Source organism: Blastococcus sp. SYSU DS0669 (genome assembly GCF_054050895.1).
The window spans coordinates 77,581-98,015 of the sequence record NZ_JBJHAE010000010.1; the positions used below are offsets into that span (position 1 = coordinate 77,581).

Here is a 20,435-nt window from a genome sequence, read left to right on the forward strand (position 1 = left end):
CCCGATGATCACCGAAGAAACTCTCAAGTCGCTCCTGCTCGCCCTGGCAGAGAAGACGCACGACGACGTCGAGCGCATCATCACCTCCAACGGCGGGCTGACCGACGAGGAGCGCACGTCCATCCGGCAGGCGCTGGACTCCGCCGACACCTCGGCGGGCATGGCGCGCGCTCTCGGCGACACCCTCCGCGCGGCCGGGGACATCGACTACCTCGCCAACGAGTGCTACCGGGCCGCCTTCTACCTCGGCGACGGGCTCGCCGAGCTGCGTTCGGACGACTTGTTCGGCTACTTCTCCACCAAACGGACCGGTCGGATCCTCGACAAGTGGATCCACTACTTCCCCGTCTACTCGGAGCACTTCGCGCGATTCCGGGGCACGCCGGTGCGCATCCTGGAGATCGGCGTGTACCGCGGCGGATCGCTGGACATGTGGCGCTGGTACTTCGGTCCGGATGCCGTCCTGGTCGGGGCCGACATCGACGAGCGCGCCCAGCAGGTGGCCGCCCCCGACCACGTCGTCGAGATCGGCGATCAGACCGACCCCGAGTTCCTCAAGTCCCTGGTGGAGAAGTACGGGCCGTTCGACATCGTGATCGACGACGGCGGGCACGAGATGCGCCAGCAGATCGTCACCGCGGAGACCCTGTTCCCGCTGCTGGCCGAGGACGGGGTGCTCCTCACCGAGGACTGCCACACCTCCTACTGGGACGCCTACCAGGGTGGGGTCGGTCGTCCGGGGACCTTCATCGAGTGGTGCAAGGACCGCATCGACGACATCAACGGCTACCACCGCCCCGGCCCCGTCGAGCCCGTCTGGACCGACCACGTGGCGAGCATGGCGTTCTACGACTCGATCGTGGTCATGCGGAAGAAGCGGCGATTCGCGCCCTTCGCCGAGCAGGTGGGCCACGCCGAGTTCCTGCTCCTGCCGCGGCTGTCGGCGCAGCACTACACCGAGATGGCCGCGCGGCGGGACGCCGCGATCGCCCAGCGCGAGGAGGCCCGCATGGAGGCCGAGGCGGTGCGCACCGCTCACGAGGCCGAGGTGAAGAAGCTCCACGATGAGATCGAGGAGCTCCGTGCGCAGGTGCCGGCACCGCGCCCCCTCGGCGAGACCCGCCGCTCACCCCTCACGAGGCTCAAGAAGCTGCGCCGCCGCGACGAGGGCTGACGTCGGCCTCCTGCGCGGCGGTCAGCGGCGGGGCACGCGAGCGAGCAGCCGGCGGGCCACCAGCCCGATGCCGCCCTCGCGAAGGGCGGCGGCGATCCGCCGGCGGAGCGTGCCTCGCGGAGGTCCCGCCGGCCGGAGACCCAGCTGGAGCCGGTCCACCGCATCGAGCGCCAGGTCAGGCGCCCGCCGCGGCGCGGAGCAGAACGCCACCAGCGGACGCGCCACCCGGTCCCAGGCCAGCTCGGCGGACAGGTCGCGCGCCGCGTTGCCGAGCGATGAACGCGCACCGGGCGATCCGGCCAGTTCGAGGAGCGCGGCGCTCAGCGCCTCGACGTCCCCCGGCGGCACGACGAGGCCGGCGCCGCGGCCCGACAGCACGTCGGCCAGTTCGTCGCCGGCCGTGGTGATCACGGGAAGTCCGCACCACAGGTAGTCCAGCACCCGTGTGCGGAAGGCGAACTCGGTCTCCAGGTGGTCCCAGTGGGTGCTCACCGCGATGTCGGCGGAACGGAGCCACCGATCGCGTTCCTCGTAGGGCACCCAGCCCTCGTGGAAGACGACGGTCCGGTCCAGCACGCCCGCCTCCTCGGCGGCCCGGCGGGCCTCCCCCGCGTTCCCCTCCACGCCGGCGACCGGATGGCGGGTCCCGAGGAAGAGGAGACGCAACCGCGGCGCACGGTGCTCGACCTCTGCCATCGCGCGCACGAGGGTGACCGGGTCCAGCCACTCGTAGATCCCGCCGCCCCAGACGACGACCACGTCGCCGGGCGCGATCGACGGGTGCGCCCGGGCCAGGGCGTGCCGGTCGCCGTCCACCGGGGGGCGCCGCGGGGTGCCGAACGGCACGACGGCCACGAGGGCAGAGAGATCCGGGGCCCGGTCGTAGGTCACCGGGTTGACCCGGCCGAGCGCGGCGAGATGCCCCAACCACAGGGCGCGTTGGCGCCGCGAGGCGCACAGCACCAGGTCGGCACGGGACAACTGGACGTTCAGCGCCGTGATGCAGTCCCTGACCACCGCCCGGCGAGCTCCTTCACCGAGCCCGCGGGTGCGTTCCAGCTGCTCGAGGTGGAACGGGTCGTACGCATCGACGACCAATGGCACGTCTGACTCGGCCAGCCAGGGGTGCAGCCCGAGCACGTCTCCCTGGACGACGACCGACCCCGCCGACCGGACGAGCTCACGCAGGTGCGCCCGATCGCGAGCGGCAGTGAGCTGTACCGCCGGGTCGCTGATGCCCACCTCGGACAGGGACGCGACGGTGACCGCACCGATCTCTGGTTCCGCCGCGAGGGTGCGAGCGAGCTCCAGGGTGCGGATGGCCGGTCCGGCCATCCGCACGCCCAGCGGCTCAGCGGTGACGAAGAGGACGCCCGGGGCGGTCAGGCGCCCCTCCCTTCGGGGTCGCAGAGGTAGTCGTAGATCCCGCTCAGCGCACGGTCCCAGTCCCCGTGCCGTTCGGCGATGTCCTGGAGGCCTCGCGTGGACAGCCGTTCGCGCAGCGCCTTGTCCCGGCACAGACGCTCCAGCTGGTCGGCCAGGTCGTCCGCCGTGCGCTTGGAGAGCAGGCAGTTCTCCTCGTGCTCGAGGATCCAGTGCCCCCAGGGGTTGTCGAACGCGACGACGGGAACGCCGCAGGCCATCAGCTCCAGGGGCAGGTACGACGGGTGCTTGGAGACGGTGAGCGCCAGGCCCACGTCGCTGTTCCGGTAGAGCTCACCGGTCGCCCGGTAGGCCAGCAACCCGAGGGGCTTGATGTCCTCGTCCGCGCCCTGCCCGGTGGCCCAGGCGCCGGCCGTCACGATGCGGACACCGTCGCCGAGACGACGCTTGAGCTCTTCGAGCGCCAGGGACGCCATCTCCCAGCAGTTCCGCCAGTGACCGGGACGGGCGTAGACGAACACGGTCACCGGCGAACCCGGTGTGCGCTCGTGCCGCCACCGGGCGTGGAAGACCGATCCGTCGACGGCCGGCATGAACCCCATGCCCTTGCCGTCGTAGTCCTCGGCGTAGATCTTCTGCAGGTTGTGGGTGTTGCAGAGCCCGTACAGCCCCAGGCGGTAGGTCTCCTCCGCCAGGGCGTACAGCGTGCTGGCCGGGTAGAACATCGGCTCGAAGTCCTGGATCAGGTAGAACTTCCGCTTCATGTTGGGTGCGTGCGCCAGCGCGTAGGCGGTGACCCAGAGCGTCGCGATCCCGACGTCGGCCTCGGGCACGTCGGACAGGCTCTCCCGCGACCCGTCGTAGAAGACGATCTGCGAGTCGGCCAGTGAGGGGAACGCCGCCGCCAGCGCCGACCGGACGAAGTGGTCCGGAGGGCTGCCCCACACGACGAAGCGGTTCTCGACGCCGTGGTTGCGCGCCAGCTCGTCCGCGATCCGGAGCGCCGAGTTGATGCCGCCGTAGAACGGGCTGTCGATGTCCGGGATGAACCAGTTGACCGTGCGCACCGCGAACGGCTCGGCGTTCTCCCGGTGCAGCGCGTCGATGGCCGCCACGTCGGCCGGCAGTGCCCGGCACATGTCGGCGAGCATGCGCGACTCCGCGGCGTCGTTGCGCTGCCGGAACGCGGTGAAGTCGCGGCCGAGCGGACCGGCCAGGCGCTGCTGCGGGCTGGGTTCGTGCCGGCCCTTCAGGGCGGGCGTGCGGCTGCCCAGGGAGAGGCTGGGGTTCCAGTACGGGTCGCCGCCGAACAGCCAGGTGTTGTAGCGCCAGTAGCTGGCGAAGAAGTCCTGGGTCGGCACGGTCGTGCCGCGGGTGGCCGACTCCAGGTGCCGGATGCCGGAGAACGGTGAGCAGATGTTCCGGCGGCCGTCCAGGACCATGTCCAGGCCCAGCGACACATCGGAGCCGCACAGGACGAACCGCTCGTCGAACCCGCCCACCTGCTCGAACAACTCACGGCGGACGGCGCAGCAGGCCCCGGTCACGGCCAGCACGTTGCGATACCAGTCGGTCGGCCCGTACATCGAGTCGCTGCCGGGCGCCATGCCCTCGAAGACGTGGTCGGCGAACCCACCCATGCCCAGGATCACCCCGGCGTGCTGGATCTTCCCGTCCGGCCCGGTGAGCTGGAGACCCGACACCCCGATCTCCGGCTGCATGGCCCAGCCCACGAGCTCCTTCAACCACTGCGGGTCGAGGACTTCGGTGTCGTCGTTGAGGAAGACCAGCACCTCCCCCGAGGAGGCCCGCACCGCGGCGTTGTTGACGGCGCTGTAGTTGAACGGCTGCTCGTGCCACCACAGGACCTCGACCGGGTAGTCGAGGCCGCGTCCGGCGTACCACTGCTCGTTCTCCGGCGTCTGCCCGCCGTTGTCGACGATCACCACGTCGAAGGCCGGGTAGTCCGTGCCCTCGAGCGACGGCAGGCAGGTCGACAGCATCGGCCGGTTGTGACGCGTCGGGATGATGATGCTGACCGACGGCCATTCCACCGGGGTCCAGCGCAGCCGCACCGTTCCACCGGGCGCCGGCTCCGCCCGCGCGGTGATGCCCTTCCGGTCGAGGTGCTGCTGGACGATGCGCACCGCGTCGTCGTCCGGGACCGGGTCCCGCTCGGGGACGCTGCTCAGGACACGGGTCACCCGGGTCACGCGCTCCGGCTCGCAGTCCGCGCGGAGGAGGAGGTCCCAGTGGCCGGCCTCGCCGGCGTCGACCCGCAGACCCCCTGCGGCCAGGTACCGGGCGCGGCGGATGGCGAAAGCCCGCCCGACGTAGGGGGCGCCGAGCAGGAGCTCGGGGGACCACGACGGCCGGAACCGCGGATCGGTGGGCCGGTCGCCGTCCAGGACGTCGTCGTCCCAGGAGATGATGTCCACGAGCGGGTCGCGCCGGGCCGCCATCGCCACCTGGTAGAGGCAGTCCGGACGGAGCCGGTCACCGGCCTGGAGCAGGACGACCAGGTCAGCGTCGCCGTGGATCACGTGCGTGTTGGCGGACTCGACCGGGATGCCTCCCGCCTGCACGACCCGTCCGCTGACCGCCGGCTCGACCGACGACGGGAGCACGGGGTCGCAGGCCACCGCGGTCCAGTGCTCCCAGGACTGCTCCTCGAGCGAGGCGAGGGTGTCGCCGACGGCACCCTTGCCGGGCAGGATGATCACCTGGACCGACACCGGGTGCGAGGCGCGACGGGAGTACTCGCGCTGGGCGTCCCGCTCCTGCGGGGTCGCCTCGTGCTCGCGCAGCCAGCTGCGGTAGGAGGGCGCGGTCGGCTCGACGACGCCGGGGATGGCCCACAGCGACCGGATCGTGCCGGCGGTGTGCAGCACCTCGCGGTAGGTCGACAGCGCGGCCTTCGCCACCGCGCGCTGCTTGCTCCCCTCGGGCAGCCGGTCGCGGACCGTCTCCCTGACCCGCTGCTTCCAGCCCGTCGGCAGGCTCTCCGGGATCACAGGTGCATCGGTGACGGTGGCAGGTTCACCCGGCAGCCCTGCTGAGTCCGACACCGCCTGCGAGACTGGTTCCAGGGCCTCGGGCGAGGCGTCGGACGAGGAGGAGGTCACGATTAACGGCTCCCGTGGTGGTCGGCTGTGCGATTCATCCGGGAACTCCCCGCGCGACGGGCAGGGGCACCGGAGCCCCCAACCTACCTGGCCCCCCAGGGCGCGGCCGTCCGGATGGAACGGCTGTGCCGGGAGATGCTGACGTGCGTGTAGTTCTCGACGCGACCCCCCTCCTGGGCCCTCGGACGGGGGTCGGCCGGTACGTCGCCTCCCTGGCCCGGGAGCTGGCCGTCGGCCGGGACGACCTCGCGGTCGCCTGCGTCGCGTTCACCGCGCGCGGTCGCCGCGCGCTGCCAGCCCAGCTCCCGCCCGGGGCCACGGCTGTCGGGCCGCCCGCCCCGGCCCGCCTGCTGCACCGGCTCTGGGCCCGGTCGGAGTGGCCGGCGGTGACCCGGCTCACCGGCCCCGCCGACGTCTTCCACGCCACGAACTTCGTGCTCCCGCCCACCGGCCGTGCCGCGGGCGTCGTCACGGTGCACGACCTCTCCTTCCTCCACCGGCGGGACTCGGTCACCCCGGCCGCGCGCGCCTACCGCGACCTGGTGCCCCTCGGCCTGCGGCGGGCGCGGATGGTGCTCACCCCGAGCCGGTCGGTGGCCGAGGAGCTGGCCGAGACCTACGGCGTCGCGGAGGACCGGCTGGCCGTCACGCATCTCGGGGTCGACACCGAGTGGTTCACCGCGGAAGCGCCGGACGACGTCATGCGCCGGCGGCTGGACCTGCCGTCGCGCTACTTCCTCTTCGTGGGCAACCTCGAGCCGCGCAAGAACCTGCCGCTCCTGCTGTCCGCCTACCGCGCCCTGCTGGCCACCCTCCCGGATGCACCCGGGCTCGTCCTCGTCGGGCCGGAGGGCTGGGGGCCGCAGCTGGACCTGGAGGGGATCCCACCGTCCAGGATCCGCCTCACCGGCTACCTCCCGGACACCGACGTGCGTTCAGCCGTCGCCGGCGCCACTGCCCTGGTCTACCCGACCGCGTACGAAGGTTTCGGGCTTCCTCCGCTCGAAGCCCTGGCATGCGGCACTCCGGTCGTCGCGTCCGACCTGCCGGTCATCCGGGAGGTGGTGGGACACGATCCCGCCGTCGCGACGCTCGTCCCGGAAGGGCGCGAGGCGCCCCTGACCGACGCCCTGCTCCGTGCCGCGACGGAGCCGGAACCGTCGGGCGCGCGCGAGCAGCGCCGCGAGCGCGCCCGACGGTTCGACTGGCACGCCACGGCGGCGGCCACCCTGGAGGCGTATCGGAGAGCGGTCAGCCGGTGACCGTCAGGGTCGCGCAACCCAGCAGCGGGTTGACCGCACCGGCCGTGTCGATGGCGTAGGCGCACACGGTCCGCCGGCCCGACAGCGGGCCCAGGTAGGCGGTGTACCCGTGGGCCTCCCCGGCCCCGCTGATCGCCGCTGCGACGTCCGGCCGGGACTGGTCCGCGGTCAGCCGCCCGGCGTACCGGCCGTCCAGGTAGAAGTGGACGTCGATGGAGCGCGCGGGGAGGTCGGGGTCGTACGCCCAGCCCCGCACGACCAGGTGCCCCGCTTCTGCGGTCACCGCGTCCACCGCGCCCCGCGGCTCGACGCTGGGCGCCACGGTGACCGCGAGACAACCCAGCCGGGTGTTGGGTGCGCTGCCACCGAGGACGTTGATCGCGTACGCGCAGGCCTCGTGGCGGCCGGGCGCGAGCACGACCGTGGTGGCGAACCCGTGCGCCGACCCCGTGCCCGGGTGCGCGGCCTCGACGTCCGGGCGCGGCGCATCCGCCGTGACGTGCGAGACCATCCGGCCGTCGACGTAGAGGTGGACGTCGATCGGCGCCGAGGTGTCCGGGTCCAGCGCCCACCCTCGGAGGGCGACGGTCGCCCCCTCGGCGGACGCCACCTCGAGGTTCCCGATGGGGGGGACGCCGACGAGCGCGGTGGAGCAGCCGAGCTGCGGGTTCTCGGTTCCCTGGCGCACGTTGATGGCGTAGGTGCAGACCTCGTGCTCACCGGGGGCGACGGCGACGTCTCCGGAGAAGCCGTGCCGCCTGCCCAGGTCCGCGAACTCGGCAGGGATGTCGTCGCGATGCTGGTCCGCGCGCAGCGCGGCCGCCCACTGCCCGTCGACGTAGACGTGGACGTCGACGGGGCCGGCCGTCTCGGGATCCAGTGCCCAGCCCGAGACGCTGATCGCCCGCGGTCCGCCCGAGACGTCGGCACGGCCAGCGGGTCGCACCTCCAACGTCGTGGTCCAGCACCCCAGTTGCGGGTTGTGCCCGCCCGACGGCGAGTTGATCGCGAAGAGGCACACCTCGTTCCGACCAGGCTGCAGCGGTACGGGTATGCGGAAACCACGCGCCGTCCCCGCGGCCGGGTAGGCCTCTGCCACGTCCGGGCGCGGCTGGTCGGCCAGAGCCTGCGTCGCCCACGCGCCGTTCACGTAGACGTGCACCGCGGTCGGCGAGGAGCTGTCCGGGTCCAGGGCCCAACCGGTCAGCTCCCCCTGCCCTTCGCGGAGCACAGCGGCGTCGATGGACCCCAGCGGCAGCCCCCGGGTGTCCACGGTGCGGCAGCCGAGCTTGGTGTTCGGGGCGAAAGCGCCGACGTTGATGGCGTACACGCAGACCTCGTGGATGCCCTGCGTGACACCGATCGTCCGTTCGTAGCCGTGCGCGCCTCCCCACGCCGGCAGCGCGGCGGCCACGTCGTCGCGGCGAGCATCGGCCGTCACCGAACCCTGCAGCTGCCCGTCGACGTAGACGTGGACGCTGATCGGGGCCGTGGTGTCCGGGTCGACCGCCCACCCCCGGATGTCCACCTGGTTCCCCGTGCGGGCGGTCACCGAGTCGAGCGCACCCAGCGGCTGCCAGGCCGACTCCCCCGGCGCCTGGGTGGACGTGAACCAGTCCGTGAAGTACAGCCAGAAGTTGCGGTTGCCGTACGCCGAGCAGGCGTCCCCGGAACCGTATCCGGCGGCGAGGGCAGCGGCGTTGGGCTGGTAGGGCGTGTAGATGTACAGGCCCGCGGTGGCCTGGTTGTGGATGTAGACCTGGCTGGATCCGCAGTCGCGATTCGGGTGGTACAGCACGGTGTTGGTGCGACCGGCCCGGTACCCGTACGACGTGGGATGAACCTTGTAGACCTGGAACCGCCGTGCCGCGCTGTACACCTGGTTCTGGAACCCGTTGTACGCCGGGTCGCAGGGGGCCGTGTCAGGACATGCGTAGCCCATGGCCTCCCGGTAGCGCCGCTCGTACAGTGACGACCCGGTGTTGGTCACCAGCGACTGTTCCTTCTGCAGCATCACGAGGAGCACCCGGGGACTGACGTTGCACGCCCGGGCTGCCTTGCTGATGATGGTGGCCGCGCTCTCCTGGGACCCGGCCGCATAGCCGGAGCAGTACTGATCCGCGGGTCGGGCGGTGGTGTCCTGGCGGTAGTCCTTGAGGCACGGTGTCCCGTCGGATCCCGCACGGCAGTTCATGCCCTTGAGCTCGATGAACTTCCGGACGTCGTCGGGGCTCATCCCGGCTCCGTCGAAGAACACCGAGTCGCTGATGATGTTGCCGGGGTTGAACTGCCCCAGGTCCGCGGTGACATCGAGGTCGACCCGGTCGGGGGACGAGCCGCCGGCGACGAGCAGACCGGCGGCAGTGGCCATCACCGTGATCCCCAGGGCCAACCGGGTCAGGAGCCGCTTCATCTGGCCGGGACCTCCACGTCCACGGCCGGGGAGACACCCGTCGACGTGTCCGACCGGTAGGACAGGACCGCCTCCCAGGTGCCGGCCGCCAGGTCGGCACCGGCGACCTGCAGGAGCCCGCACGTGGTGGTCGTCGCATCCGGAGCAGCCGTGTTCTCGACGCTGAGGCTCTGGGATCCACGTGACAGCGTCAGCACGCAGCTGCCGTGCGACTCGATGACTCCCGCGACGTAGCCGTTGACCTCGACCGACCCGGTGTCCTCCACCCAGGCCGCGAAGGTGACGACAGGATCCACCGGCGTGGCACCGCGCACCGTCGACGTCTCCGCGGGAACCGGCGCCGGTGCGGCGGTGCGCTCGGGGTCGACACCGGCGGGGGCGGTCGTCCGGGTCGGACCCCCGGCCGCGGCCCCCCCGGCGGCTGTCCCCGGGTCGGCGACCGGAGCCGGGTCAGAGCCACCATGCCCGCTCCACCACCACCACGTCACGATCGCCGCGAGGAGCAGGAGGACGAGGGCGGCACCCCCTGCCCTCCGGCGGCGGTGCGCAGATCGAGACATGGCCGTGCCTTTCATGAGGACCAGAGCCGGGGATCCGGATGTAGCGGTGCGGGTCAGACCTGGACCGTGCGGCACCCGAGGAGCGGGTTAGTCGAGCCGTGCCCGGTGTTGATGGCGTAGGCGCAGACCTGGTGCTGCCCGCTGCCCAGCGGCAGCGTGATCGCGTAACCGTGGGCCGGGCCGGCGGTGGGCACGGCCGCTGCCACATCCGCTCGGGTCTCCGCCGCCGTGATGGCCGCCCCCCAGCGACCGTCGACGTAGACGTGCACCGACGTCGCACCGGCCCCCCGGTCGGGATCCCAGGCCCAGCCGTGGACGGCCACGCCGTGGGTGCCGGCGTCGACGCCGTCGAGGCTGCCGACGGGGTTCCACGCGGATGCGGCAACGGACACCGAACGGCACCCCAGCTGCGTGTTCACGGTCCCGTAGCCGGTGTTCAGTGCGTATGCGCACACGGACCGCGCGCCCGGTGCCAGATCCAGGGTCGCCACGTAGCCGTGCCGGCTGCCCGCCGCCGGGAACGCGGCCGCCACGTCGTCCCGGCGACCGTCCGCACGGAGAGCCTTCGCAGGGACGCCGTCGACGTGCAGGTGGATCACGGAGGCCTCCTGCGGCGTGTCGTCGTCCAGGGCCCATCCCGTGACGGTCACCGTGCGCCCACTGGCGCTGACGGTGTCCAGGCTGCCGCGCGGAGCCCACGGTCCGGCCGGGGCGTCCACCGTCCGGCAACCGAGTTCAGGGTTGGTGGTCCCGGCGTTCTGGTTGATGGCGTAGACGCAGACCTTGTGCCTGCCCGGGCCCGGGCTCTCGAACGACGCCTGGAACCCGTGCGCCGGTCCTGCGTCCCGTATCGCCGCGGCGACATCGGGTCGGTCCAGCCCGGCGGTCACCGCCCCCACTGCGCTGCCGTTGACGTACACGTGCACGCTGAGGGCCGCGGTAAGCGCATCCGGGTCCACAGCCCACCCGCGGAGCGACACGGTGCGCCCTGAGATCGTGGCCGCCTCCAGGTTGCCGACCGGGTCCTTCCCCGGTGCCGGGTCGGTCGCGACGGTGACGTACTGGCACCGCGTCCAGACGTCGGCACCGGAAGGCGGGGCGTTGAGCAGCACCACGCACACCTGGTGCCGGCCCCGTGTGAGGGAGAGGGAACCGGCGAAGCCGTGGCCTGGGCCGGCCTGCGGGTGCACCGCCGCGACGTCCGGTCGGAACCGGTCGGCCGTGGCGGTGACCACACGACGGCCGCCCACCTCGATGCCCACGGCGATGCTCCCCGTCGGGAAGTCGGGATCGAAGGTCCAGCCGGAGAACGACAGCACCGAGCCGTCGAGCTGCAGGGACTCCAGGCCGCCGAGCGGACTACCGCCGGGGGACCGGCCGATGCGCCCTCCCACCATGTCCCGTAGCTGGCCCATGCGGTTGTACGCGTACTGCCCCGGGCAGGCCGTGTTGGTGACGTCTCGGTGCGCGAAGACGGTCGGCACGGTGACGACCTGCCCCGCCGGGAAGCGCGACGTGCCACCGCCGGACGTCAGCTGGGTCGTGCCCTTGGGGTCCACCCCGTACAGATCCAGCTTCCAGGCGATGATCGCGGCGACGCTGTCGAGCATGGCCTGCGGCGTGTCGACCTTCGAGTAGTCCCCCAGCATCGAGACCCCGAAGGTCCCGGTGTTGAAGCCACCGGCGTGCGCGCCGACGACGGTGCTGGACAGCCCGCCGTGACGGCCTTCGAAGATCCGGCCGAACCGGTCGACGATCACGTTGTAGCCGATGTCCCCCCAGCCCCGGCTCTTCGTGTGGTAGGCGTAGATCGACCGCATGATCGCCGGCACCTGATCGGCGGTGTAGCCGTTCGCGTCGGCCGTGTGGTGCAGCGTGGCGGCCTTGATGGTGGGCGCGTACTCGGGGTCCCAGAACCGGATCGACTCGTCCGCTCCCCACTGCGCACGGCTGTGCACCACCGGCATCGCCGACGCCGCGTGCGCCTGGCCGACCGCGTCGGAAGCGCCGAGCGCGGTATCGGCCTCGCTCGTGCCCGGGTCGATCAGCTCGACCTGCACGTCTCGCGGCTGCTCGCCGCCGGCCGCGGTCACCTGCACCTCGACGCCGCTGCTCGGGCCGGTCCAGTACGGCGCGGTTCCCGCCCGCACCTCGGCGGTCTCCGCGGACGGGGACTGCTCGACGTCATCGGCCTGGAGCTCTGCCCACTCCCCCCATCCCCCACCGACGGCGCGCGAGCGGAGCCGCACCGTCACGTCGCGGGTCTCCTCGTCGACACCCCAGGTGACTCCGACGGCGGAGAACTCCTCCCCCCGTGAGCGCGCGAACGTCAGGACCGGGTCCTCTGCTGCCACCGGCTGAGCTCCGGGCCCGGCGTCGCCGGCGACCTCCCCGACCAGTTCGGGCACGATGTCCTCGGCCTGTGCCACGTCGGCCACGGACGTGGGCGCGTCGGCGGAGCCGAGCTCGACGGTGTCGATGCTCGTCTCGACGGGCTCCGCCTCGGGCAACGGCGAGGCGTAGACAGGCAGCACGAGGAGGGTGCCGGTCAGGGCCACGAATGCGGTGGTTCCCGCGATGACGCGACGCACGGTCGACCTCCGGTTGGGTGTCAGCGGGGCGGCAGCTGGCGGGGAAGGAGCCCCGCTCCACTCATCGGTCGACGGCGACACGGACTTGAGCTCGGCACGACCTCGACACGAGGGTAAGTGACTAAAACGTGACAGATCGTGACCGACACGCACGGTCGGCATCGCCGGATTGCGGGAGACGTGAAGCGCCTCGATGGGTGGCAGCGGGGGCGCCGGGTCACCGGGCCGTCGGTCGGGTCGACCCCGGAGGGGCGGCTGCCGGACCCGCACCGCGCGACGGATGGGGCCTGTTGTGCCCTGCGTGACGGACGGCACCGAAGAGGCGCCGGAGTCGCCGGGAACACCCGGTCTCTGCCCTCGGGGCCGCCCGGTGCGACGTATCGTCCCGGCACGTCCAGCCTGACGGGCGAGACGCCCGAACCTGCCCCGAGTCCGGCCCGACGTGAGGACCACCCGTGACCCGCTCTGCAGAGCGCCCCGACGGCGCCTCGAGCCCACTGCCCGCCCGACTCGACCCCCGGGCCGGCCGGCCGCGTCGCTCCCCCGATGGCTCGACCCGGCGCCGCTCACGGGACGGCGCGGTGGATTCCGGTGGCGGCTCCGCTGGCGCCGTGACGGCCGTGCGCGCCATCGCCGCGGTGCTGTCGCTGGTGCTGCTCGGGACCGGGGGCTGGGGCTGGTACCTCGGACGGGTCGCCGATGCCAGCGTCACGCGCACCGACGCGATCCCGACCAGCGGCAACGAGGGGCTCGGGCGCGCCGGTGAGGCCATGAACCTGCTGCTGGTGGGCAACGACAGCCGCGCCAGCGCGACGGAGGACGAGCTCGAGGCGCTCAACACCGAGGCGAGCAACGGGATCAACACCGACACGATGATCTTGGCGCACGTCCCCGCCGACGGCTCACGCGCGTCGTTCGTCTCCTTCCCCCGCGACTCCTACGTCCGGATCCCCGGCTACGGCTGGGACAAGCTGAACGCCGCCTACGCCTACGGTTACACCCAGGAGGCGTCGGAGAACGCCACGGAGACCGAGAAGCAGGCGGCGGGCGCGCAGCTGCTCATCCGCACCATCAGCCAGCTCACCGGTCTGCAGATCGACCACTACGCCGAGGTCGACCTGCTCGGCTTCTTCAACCTGTCCACCGTCGTGGGCGGCGTCGAGGTCAACCTCTGCGAGCCCGCCAAGGACGGCTACTCGGGCGTGAACCTCCCCGCGGGCGTGCAGACGATCAGCGGCGAGCAGGCCCTGGCCTTCGTGCGCCAGCGGCACGGGCTGCTCCGCGGTGACTTCGACCGGATCGTGCGGCAGCAGGTGTTCATCGCCGGGATGATCCGCAAGATCCTCTCCGACAACGTCCTGCTGGACCTCGGCAAGCAGCGCGAGCTGGTCCAGGCGGCCGCCGACTCCCTCACCGTCGACCAGTCGCTGGACCTCTTCGAGCTGGCCGGCCAGATGCAGTCGGTGACCGCCGGCGGCGTCGACTTCCAGACGGTGCCCAACCTGGGGACCGACCGCGACGACCAGGATCGGTCCATCGTGCGGCTCGAGGACGAGGACGCGCTCCACGACTTCTTCGCCGACCTCTCGGCCGAGCCGGAGGAGGAGGCCCCGGCGACGACCGAGGCGCCGCGGACCGTCGACCCCGCCACGGTGACCGTGGACGTCTACAACGGCTCGGGCATCTCCGGTCTGGCCGGTGAGGCGGCCGAGTCGCTGACGGCGGGCGGGTTCTCCGTCGGGACGACCGGCAACGCCGACTCCAGCGACTACGAGCAGACGGTCGTCCGCCACGCCGCCGGCGACGAAGCGCTCGCCCTGACCGTGGCCGCCGCCATCCCCGGCGCGGTCGCCGAGGAGAGCGACGACGCCGCCACCGGTAGCGTGCAGCTCGTGCTGGGCAGCGACTTCAACGGCGTGGGTCAGGCCGTCACCCCGCAGGCACCGACTGCACCGGTGGAGGGCCAGGACGCCCGCACCGCGGCGGACACCGCCTGCATCAACTGATGCCCGCCGCCCTCACCCCCGCGGACCTCCTGGCCGGGGCGCTGGACCGCTCCCCCGCCACCCCCCTGCTGACGTACTACGACGACGCCACCGGGGAGCGGGTCGAGCTCTCGACGGCGACGCTGGCGAACTGGGTGGCCAAGACGGCGAACCTCCTGCAGGAGGAGTTCGACGTCGGCCCCGGCAGCCGGGTCGCCCTGGCGCTCCCGGTGCACTGGCAGACCGCGGCCGTGCTCCTCGCCGTGTGGAGCTGCGGGGCCACGGTGGTCGACACCGCCCCGGAGGACGACGGACGGCTCGACGACGTCGACGTCGTGCTCGCAGCGCAGGACCGCCTGCAGCCCCTCGAGGAGCAGGGGGTCGCGGAGCTGCTCGGCCTGTCCCTGCACCCCCTGGGCATGGGCATGACCGGGTACACCGGCCCGGCGCGGGACTTCGCGCTCGAGGTGCGGGTGCACGGTGACGTGTTCCACCCGTGGGCACCGCCCCGGCCGGACGGTCCGGGCCTCGCCCTGGGCGGCCTGGAGCTCTCCCTCGCCGGCCTCGTGCAGGCGGCCGGCGAGCTGGCGGAGCGGCTGGGCATCGTGGCCGGCGACCGGCTGATGGTGGACGCCTCCGTCGCCGCCGAGGCCGGACCGGTGGCCTGGCTGCTCGCACCGCTGGCCGCCGGCGCGTCGGTGGTCCTCGTCGGCTCGGCGGACGTCTCGCGCCTCGAGCACCGCGCCGCCACCGAGCGTGTCACGGCTACCCTCGGGCACCGGATCGACGGGGTCCGCGAGCTGGGCCGGGAGGCCTGACCGGCCGCGGCCCGCACCCCGCCGCCATGGAGGCCGGAGGACCGTGACCGCAGCGACGAACCCGCCCCGCAGCAGGAGGCGCCGACGGTGACCTTCTCGATCCTCGCGCGCGACCCGGGCACCGGGGAGCTCGGGGTCGCCGTCTCGTCCTGCATCCTCGCCGTCGGCCGCGCGGTGCCCGGCGCCCGACCGGGCGTGGGCGTCGTCGCCGTGCAGGCGCGCAGCCCGCGCGGGACCGGGTACGCCGTCCTCGAGGGGCTGGCTGCGGGCAGCGAGCCCGCGGACCTGGTCCGCCGGGCCACGCACTCGGCCGAGGACGGGGACCGCCAGCTCGCCGTCATGGACGCCACCGGGCAGGTGGCGGCCGACACCGGACCGGGGTCCTTCCCCGCCGGTGGACACCTCCTCGGTGACGGCTGGAGCGTCCAGGGGAACATGCTCGCGTCCGACCGCGTGCTGCCGGTGATGGCCGAGGCCTTCACCGGCGCCACCGGCGCGCTGCCCGACCGGCTGCTCGCGGCGCTGCTCGCCGGCCAGGAGGCCGGTGGCGACCTGCGCGGCCGCCAGTCGGCTGCGCTGCTCGTCGTCGCCGGGGAGCCGGCCACGGAGGAGGACGACGGCCTGCGCGCGGACCTGCGCGTCGACGACTCCGGCGATCCGGTGGCCCAGCTCCGCATGCTGCGCAACCTGCAGCGGGCGTACGACGAGCGGGACTACGAGTACCTGGCGCTCTTCGCCCCGGAGGGCGCCCGCGACCTCTACGCCGCTCTCGCCGCATCCCGACGAGGGGACCGGGACGGAGCCCGCCGGGCGCTGGAGGCGATGCGCAGCCGACCGGGCTGGTCGACATGGCTCGGCGCCATGGCCGGCGACGCCCGGCTGGCTGCGGTCTCCCGGCTCCTGGACTGAGCCGCCGTCGCGCGGCAGCTGCGCCGGCGGAGGGCTCGGCTACCTGAGCAGGCTGCGGGCGATCACCATGCGCTGCACCTGGTTGGTGCCCTCGTAGATCTGGGTGATCTTGGCGTCGCGCATCATGCGCTCGACCGGGAAGTCCTGGGTGTAGCCGGCGCCGCCGAACAGCTGGACGGCGTCGGTGGTCACCTGCATGGCGACGTCGGAGGCGAACGCCTTGGCCGAGGCCGAGAGCCCGGTGACGTCGGGACGCCCCTGCTCCCCCGCGGCGGCGGCGACGTAGACCAGCTGGCGGGCCGCCTGAATCCTCATCTCCATGTCGGCGAGCATGAACTGCACGCCCTGGAACTCGCCGACGGCCTTGCCGAACTGCTTCCGCTCCTTGACGTAGGCGACGGAGGCGTCCAGGGCCCCCTGCGCGACGCCGACGGCCTGGGCGCCGATGGTGGGCCGGGTGAAGTCGAGGGTGCGCAGCGCGGTCTTGAAGCCGGTGCCCGGCGCCCCGATGATCCGGTCGGCGGGGATGGTGCAGTCGGTGAAGTAGAGCTCGCAGGTCGGCGAGCCCTTGATGCCCATCTTGCGCTCCTTGGGACCCACGGCGAAGCCCGGGTCGTCCCGGTGGACGGCGAACGCGGAGATGCCGTTGGCGCCCTTCTCGGGATCGGTGACGGCCATGACCGTGTACCACTCGGAGACGCCGGAGTTGGTGATCCACGCCTTGGTGCCGTTGAGCACCCAGCTGTCGCCGTCGAGGCGGGCGCGGGTCTTCATGGCGGCGGCGTCGGAGCCGGCCTCGCGCTCGGACAGGCCGTAGCTGATCATCGCCTCGCCGGCGGCGATGGGGGCGAGCACCTTCTGCTTGAGGTCCTCGGACGCCGACAGGATCACCGGCATCGAGCCCAGCTTGTTGACCGCGGGGATCAGCGAGGCGCTCATGTCGACCCGGGCGACCTCCTCGATGACGATGCACGTCGCGATCGCGTCGGCGCCCTCGCCGCCGTAGGCCTCGGGGATGTGGGTGGCGTGGAAGCCCGCCGCGGTGAGCGCCTTCTGCGCCTCGATCGGGTACCGCGACTCGGCGTCCACCTCGGCGGCGTGGGGCGCGATCTCCCGCTCGGCGATGTCGCGCACCGCCGCCCGGATCGCCTCGTGCTCCTCGGTCAACGCGTACAGCCCGCTGTTCGTACCCACGCCGACGATCGTAGGACGTCCGACTACCCGCGGGTAGCGAGGCGCTCCTGGAGGGTGAGGTCCCGGGCGACGACGCTCTCGGCGAGCTCGGCCTGGAACCGCTCGACCCGGCTGCGCAGCTCCGCGTCGCCGGCGGCGAGGATGCGCACCGCGAGCAGCCCGGCGTTCCGGCCGCCGCCGATGCCCACGGTGGCCACCGGCACGCCGGCAGGCATCTGCACGATCGAGAGCAGGCTGTCCAGCCCGTCGAGCCGGTCCAGCGGCCGGGGCACGCCGATGACCGGCAGCGGGGTGGCCGCCGCGACCATCCCGGGCAGGTGGGCGGCCCCACCGGCGCCGGCGACGATCACCCGCAGGCCGCGGCCGGCGGCGGCCTCGGCGTAGTCGAGCATCCGGCGGGGGGTGCGGTGCGCCGAGAGGACGTGCGCCTCCCAGGCGACGCCGAACTCCTCGAGCGCCTCGGCGGCCGGCTGCATCACCGGCCAGTCCGAGTCGCTGCCCATGACGATGCCGACGACCGGGTCGCTCATGCCCTGCTCCTCAGTGCTCGTGCTCGTGCTCGTGCTCGAACGCGAACGCCGGGTCGACGACCCCGTCGGCCAGGTACCGGGCCGCGGCCACCGCCCGGGCGCGCACCTCGGCGAGCTCCGTGCCGAGGGCGGTCACGTGGCCCAGCTTGCGGCCCGGGCGCTGCGTCTTGCCGTACCAGTGCAGCTTCACGTCGGGCCAGTGCGCCATGAAGTGGTGGATCCGCTCGTCGAGCGCCGGGCCGGTCCAACCCTCGTCCGCCGCCGCACCGCCGAGCACGTTCGCCATCACCACGACCGGGGCGACCATCTCCGTGGAGCCCAGCGGGTAGTCGAGGACGGCGCGCAGGTGCTGCTCGAACTGGCTGGTGCGCGCGCCCTCGATGGTCCAGTGGCCGGAGTTGTGCGGCCGCATCGCCAGCTCGTTGACCAGCACCCCGTCCTCGGTCTCGAACAGCTCGACCGCGAGCATGCCGACGACGCCGAGCCGGTCGGCGATCCGCACGGCGAGCTCCTGGGCCGCGGTGGCCAGGTCGTCGGGGAGCCCGGGCGCGGGCGCGTACACCTCGGCGCAGACGCCGTCGCGCTGCACGGTCTCCACGACCGGCCACACCGCCACCTGGCCGAACGGCGACCGCGCGACCTGGGCCGAGAGCTCCCGCACCATGGCCACCCGCTGCTCGGCCAGCAGGGTGCCGTGCCGTTCCAGCAGCCCGGCGGCGGCCTCGGCGTCCCCCACGACGAACACCCCCTTGCCGTCGTAGCCGCCGCGGGGGGTCTTGAGCACGACGGGCCAGCCGTGCGCCCCGGCGAAGGCGGCGACGTCGCCCGCCGACCGCACCTCCGCCCAGGCCGGCTGCGGCTCCCCGGCCTCCGCGAGCGCACGGCGCAGCACCAGCTTGTCCTGCGCGTGCACCAGGGCATCCGGGCCCGGGGCGACGCGGATGCCCTCCTCGACCAGCGTGCGGAGGTGCTCCGTCGGCACGTGCTCGTGGTCGAAGGTGACCACCGTGGCCCCGTCGGCCACCGCGCGGAGGGCCTCGAGGTCCTGGTGGTCACCGAGTCGCACGTCGGCGGCGACGAGCGCGGCCGACTCGTCCGGGCCGGCGGACAGCACGCGCAGGGACTGACCGAGCGCGACGGCGGCCTGGGACGTCATGCGGGCGAGCTGACCGCCGCCGACCACGGCCACCACGGGCAGCCCGGTGCGCGAGTCGAGTGGAGTGGCCATGGTGACTGCCGAGACTAAGGGCAGCCCATTCCCCGCTCGTCGGGAGGGGAACGGAGCGTCGCAGCTTCTAGCCTCCCTGCGTGACGGCTCCATCACAGTGCGCACTCCTTAGCGCGCGCACGCCCCGTCCGGGTTCCCGGCTGGCCTTCCTCGACGGCCTCCGGGGGGTGGCGGTCGGCCTCGTCCTGGCCCAGCACGTGGGCGAGCGAGCGTTCCCCGCCTTCCAGGAGCTGACGCATTCCGGCGTCCTGCTGGGCCAGATGGGCGTCATGGTGTTCTTCCTGTGCAGCGGCTTCATCATCCCGGCCAGCCTCGAGCGAGGCCCGGTGTCGGACGGGCGCGGCCGCCGGTTGGCCGCCTTCTGGCGCAGCCGCTTCTTCCGGCTCTTCCCCCTCTACTGGCTCAGCCTGGGCGCCGCCGCCTGGCTGGCCTTCTCCGGTGTCGCCACACCGGCAGCCCCCATGTCGGTCGGCGACTGGCTGGCCAACCTGTCCATGGTCCAGATGCTGGTCGGCGTCCCGAACGCGCTGGTGTCCTACTGGACGCTGGCCTTCGAGATGCTGTTCTACCTGGGCGTGTCGGTCCTGTTCGCCCTCCGGCTCCACCGGCACAGCGTCGCGCTCGCGCTGACTGCCGCGGCGGTGTGCCTGGCGCTCGCCCTGGGCGCCGGCTCTCTCGTGGGCGCGACCCCGCCGACCGGCGCGTTCTGCCTGGCCACCATGCTCACCGGCACGGTCTTCCACCGCTGGCACAGCGGGGCGGTGCCCTCGCGCTCCCTGGTGCTGTGCGTGGCCGCCGTCCTCGCATCGGGGGTCGCCCTGCTGCACGCGGCGGTCGTCGTGACGCCGCAGCCGCCGGATGCCCCGGCCTTCCTGGCGATGCTCACCGCCTGGCTCGGCGCGTACGTCCTGTTCTGCGCCGGCATCGCCCTCCGGCGGCGCGTGGTGCCGGCCCCCCTGCGCCGGCTGGGCGTCACCAGCTACTCGGTCTACCTGGTGCAATGCCTGGTGCTGGCCGCGGTGCCCGCGCTGCCCGACGCCTGGCTGAGCTCGGCGCTGTGGGTGGTCGTCACCCTCGCGGTCAGCGAGCTGACCTACCGATGGGTCGAGCTGCCGGCCGTCGCGCTCGGGCGGCGAAGCCGGCCCCGCGCCGACCTCCCACCGCCGGCGACGGCTCCGGTCACCGCCGCGCCCGCCCTCGTCCCGCCCCCTCGCCGGCCTGCGCCGGCCCGGGAGGAGGCCACCGTCTGATCGGGGACTCTTC

The 20,435-nt window shown here is 73.0% G+C and carries 14 protein-coding genes; 6 read left to right on the forward strand and 8 right to left on the reverse strand.

The annotated features are described in order from the left end of the window. The first annotated feature begins 4 nt into the window (after positions 1–4). Positions 5–1,174 (forward strand): class I SAM-dependent methyltransferase, encoded by a 1,170-nt coding sequence (locus ACI792_RS12310; protein ID WP_456602834.1) that lies wholly within the window; start codon positions 5–7, stop codon positions 1,172–1,174. A 21-nt stretch (positions 1,175–1,195) separates the two neighbouring features. Here ACI792_RS12310 and ACI792_RS12315 read toward each other — a convergent pair whose 3' ends face one another. Continuing rightward, positions 1,196–2,509, reverse strand: a complete 1,314-nt coding sequence (locus ACI792_RS12315) for a glycosyltransferase (protein WP_456602835.1) — start codon at positions 2,507–2,509, stop codon at positions 1,196–1,198. A gap of 47 nt (positions 2,510–2,556) precedes the next feature. After that, positions 2,557–5,571: a rhamnosyltransferase WsaF family glycosyltransferase gene (locus tag ACI792_RS12320; RefSeq protein WP_456602836.1), complete on the reverse strand. Its 3,015-nt coding sequence runs from the start codon at positions 5,569–5,571 to the stop codon at positions 2,557–2,559. Positions 5,572–5,825: 254 nt separating this feature from the next. Between ACI792_RS12320 and ACI792_RS12325 the strand changes: the two genes are divergently transcribed. Further along, complete coding sequence (locus ACI792_RS12325) at positions 5,826–6,944, forward strand: glycosyltransferase family 4 protein (RefSeq protein ID WP_456602837.1); 1,119 nt, start codon at positions 5,826–5,828, stop codon at positions 6,942–6,944. On the opposite strand, the gene ACI792_RS12330 is transcribed toward ACI792_RS12325, so the two are convergent. From ACI792_RS12330 to ACI792_RS12340, 3 genes are all read right to left on the reverse strand, one after another. Continuing rightward, a complete protein-coding gene (locus ACI792_RS12330; RefSeq protein WP_456602838.1) occupies positions 6,934–9,357 on the reverse strand; it encodes a hypothetical protein in 2,424 nt (807 codons plus the stop codon). The genes ACI792_RS12325 and ACI792_RS12330 overlap by 11 nt on opposite strands. Beyond that, positions 9,354–9,653 (reverse strand): hypothetical protein, encoded by a 300-nt coding sequence (locus ACI792_RS12335; RefSeq protein WP_456602839.1) that lies wholly within the window; start codon positions 9,651–9,653, stop codon positions 9,354–9,356. Before ACI792_RS12335 ends, ACI792_RS12330 begins: the two co-directional genes overlap by 4 nt. Positions 9,654–9,970: 317 nt before the next feature. Continuing rightward, a complete protein-coding gene (locus tag ACI792_RS12340; RefSeq protein ID WP_456602840.1) occupies positions 9,971–12,508 on the reverse strand; it encodes an N-acetylmuramoyl-L-alanine amidase in 2,538 nt (845 codons plus the stop codon). A gap of 611 nt (positions 12,509–13,119) precedes the next feature. Here ACI792_RS12340 and ACI792_RS12345 point away from each other — a divergent pair. From ACI792_RS12345 to ACI792_RS12355, 3 genes are all read left to right on the forward strand, one after another. After that, a complete protein-coding gene (locus tag ACI792_RS12345; RefSeq protein ID WP_456580669.1) occupies positions 13,120–14,514 on the forward strand; it encodes an LCP family protein in 1,395 nt (464 codons plus the stop codon). Then, positions 14,514–15,311 carry a TIGR03089 family protein gene (locus ACI792_RS12350; RefSeq protein ID WP_456602841.1) on the forward strand — a complete coding sequence of 266 codons (798 nt, stop codon included), beginning with the start codon at positions 14,514–14,516 and terminating at the stop codon, positions 15,309–15,311. The genes ACI792_RS12345 and ACI792_RS12350 overlap by 1 nt, the downstream gene beginning before the upstream one ends. Positions 15,312–15,398: 87 nt before the next feature. Then, positions 15,399–16,220, forward strand: a complete 822-nt coding sequence (locus tag ACI792_RS12355; RefSeq protein ID WP_456602842.1) for a DUF1028 domain-containing protein — start codon at positions 15,399–15,401, stop codon at positions 16,218–16,220. A gap of 39 nt (positions 16,221–16,259) precedes the next feature. Here the strand turns inward: ACI792_RS12355 and ACI792_RS12360 are convergent, their stop codons facing one another. The 3 genes from ACI792_RS12360 to ACI792_RS12370 are packed head-to-tail and all read right to left on the reverse strand — an operon-like array spanning position 16,260 to position 19,172. Then, complete coding sequence (locus ACI792_RS12360; protein ID WP_456580672.1) at positions 16,260–17,414, reverse strand: acyl-CoA dehydrogenase family protein; 1,155 nt, start codon at positions 17,412–17,414, stop codon at positions 16,260–16,262. Positions 17,415–17,437: 23 nt separating this feature from the next. Then, complete coding sequence (gene purE / locus ACI792_RS12365) at positions 17,438–17,944, reverse strand: 5-(carboxyamino)imidazole ribonucleotide mutase (RefSeq protein ID WP_456602843.1); 507 nt, start codon at positions 17,942–17,944, stop codon at positions 17,438–17,440. 10 nt (positions 17,945–17,954) lie between these two features. Continuing rightward, positions 17,955–19,172 (reverse strand): 5-(carboxyamino)imidazole ribonucleotide synthase, encoded by a 1,218-nt coding sequence (locus ACI792_RS12370; RefSeq protein WP_456602844.1) that lies wholly within the window; start codon positions 19,170–19,172, stop codon positions 17,955–17,957. Between the two features lie 80 nt (positions 19,173–19,252). Here ACI792_RS12370 and ACI792_RS12375 point away from each other — a divergent pair, with 80 nt between their 5' ends. Further along, positions 19,253–20,422 (forward strand): acyltransferase family protein, encoded by a 1,170-nt coding sequence (locus ACI792_RS12375; protein WP_456602845.1) that lies wholly within the window; start codon positions 19,253–19,255, stop codon positions 20,420–20,422. The last annotated feature ends 13 nt before the right edge of the window (positions 20,423–20,435 follow it).